Here is a 1,891-nt window from a genome sequence, read left to right as displayed (position 1 = left end):
GACCGCCGCCACCGAAGGCGTCGTGAACGTCATCAACGACCTCGACTACCAGCACGACGACACCCACCCCACCGCCTACCCGAGAGCGTGACACGCGATGCCCGACCAGATGAACGGCGCGGCCGTCAGCGAGACCCACAGCGGCGTCGTCTTCTTCGTCGGAGACCGGGCCTACAAGCTGAAGAAGCCGCTCGACCTCGGTTTCCTCGACTTCAGCACCCGGGAGCGGCGCGAGCACGCCTGCCACGAGGAGATCCGGCTCAACCGGCGGTTCGCGCCCGACGTCTACCTCGGCGTCTGCGACGTCCGCGGCCCCGACGGCGACCTCTGCGATCACCTGGTCACCATGCGGCGGATGCCCCCCGACCGGCGCTTGTCCACCCTCGTCGAGGCGCGCGAGCCCGTCGAGGGCCCGCTGCGCGACACGGCCCGCATCCTGGCCGCGTGGCACGCCGAGGCGCCGCGCGGCCCGCGGATCTCCGCGCAGGAGACGCGCGACGCCGTCCGGTCCCGATGGGACGACGGCTTCGAGCTGGTCAGATCCCTGCCGGGGCACGTCATCGCCGGTTCGGCCGCGACCGAGATCGAGCGGCTCGCGATCAGCTTCCTCGCCGGCCGCGATCCGCTGTTCAACGCCCGGATCGCCGAGGGACGCGTCGTGGACGGCCACGGGGACCTGCTGGCCACCGACATCTTCTGCCTCGACGACGGCCCGCGGATCCTGGACTGCCTGGAGTTCGACGAGCGCCTGCGCTGGCTGGACGGCCTCGACGACGCGTCGTTCCTCGCGATGGACCTCGAACACCTCGGCGCGCCGGACCTCGCCGAGCGGTTCATCGGCTGGTACACCGAGTTCGCCGCCGATCCCGCCCCGGCCTCGCTGCGCCACCACTACGTCGCCTACCGCGCCTTCGTCCGCGCCAAGGTCGCCTGCCTGCGCCACGCCCAGGGCGACGGCCACGCGGCCGCCGAGGCCCGCGGATACGCCGACGTCGCCCTCCGCCACCTGCGCGCCGGGAAGGTCGACCTGGTCCTCGTCGGCGGGCTGCCCGGCACCGGGAAGTCCTCCCTTGCGGGCGCCCTCGCCGACCGGCTCGGCTGCACCCTCCTCAGCAGCGACCGCGTCCGCAAGGAACTCGCCGGGCTCTCTCCCGAGACGCCGGCGGCAACCCCCTACGGCACCGGCATCTACACGCCCGAATGGAGCCGGCGCACCTACCGGGAACTCGCCGAGCGCGCCGCACGGCTGCTCCAGCTGGGCGAAACGGTCATCCTCGACGCCTCCTGGACCGACAAGGCCGAACGGGACCTCATCGCCTCCGTCGCGCACCGCGAGCACGCCGACCTCGTCGCGTTCCGCTGCGACGCACCCGAGGCCCTGGCCGCCGAACGCATGCGGCGGCGGACGCACGGCGCCTCCGACGCCGACAGCGCCGTCGCCCTCGCGATGAGCGCCGAGGCCGCGCCGTGGCCCGAGGCCGCCACGATCGATACCAGCGGCACGGTGTCCGCGGCCCTCGAACGGGCGCTCCCGATCGTCCGTCCCCACGGCGCCGATCTCGTGTGGCCGCGCCGCCCGTTCCTTTCCCCCGGCTGAGCCGCCGGCCCGCGTCACGGCCCCCGCATCGGGCCGTGAATGCTCAGCCGTCCTTGAGTGGGACGCGCCAGGCCAGGATGGTGCCGCCACCGGGCCGCCCGCGGGTGGTGCAGGACCCCCCGCACGCCTCAGCACGCTCGGTCATGTTCCGCAGACCACTGCGGCGACCGCCCTCGGGAATGCCCACACCATCGTCCTCCACCCGCAGCATCAACTCGTCGCCGACATCGATGGCGACCGCGGCCTCACCCGCCCGCGCATGCCGCGCCACGTTCGACAGAGCCTCCCGCACGA

Annotated in this window: 2 protein-coding genes; one reads left to right on the top strand and one right to left on the bottom strand. The window is 73.5% G+C overall.

Annotation, left to right across the window (positions count from 1 at the left end):
* Positions 1-97: 97 nt before the first annotated feature.
* Entirely contained in the window at positions 98-1,597 is a 1,500-nt protein-coding gene (locus tag J4557_RS48995) for a bifunctional aminoglycoside phosphotransferase/ATP-binding protein (RefSeq protein WP_208274817.1), read from the top strand.
* A 43-nt stretch (positions 1,598-1,640) separates the two neighbouring features.
* Here J4557_RS48995 and J4557_RS48990 read toward each other — a convergent pair.
* Positions 1,641-1,891 (bottom strand): sensor histidine kinase (locus J4557_RS48990; RefSeq protein WP_243777560.1); only part of this gene is annotated, 251 nt, incomplete at its 5' end.

Origin of the sequence: Actinomadura nitritigenes, assembly GCF_017573545.1 — a bacterium.
GTDB lineage: Bacteria > Actinomycetota > Actinomycetes > Streptosporangiales > Streptosporangiaceae > Spirillospora > Spirillospora nitritigenes.
This window is presented reverse-complemented; position numbering and strand designations above follow the sequence as displayed.

Bases quoted from the DNA above. Each gene is read 5' to 3' on its own strand.
- J4557_RS48995 (WP_208274817.1), top strand. From the start codon at position 98: ATGCCCGACCAGATGAACGGCGCGGCCGTCAGCGAGACCCACAGCGGC.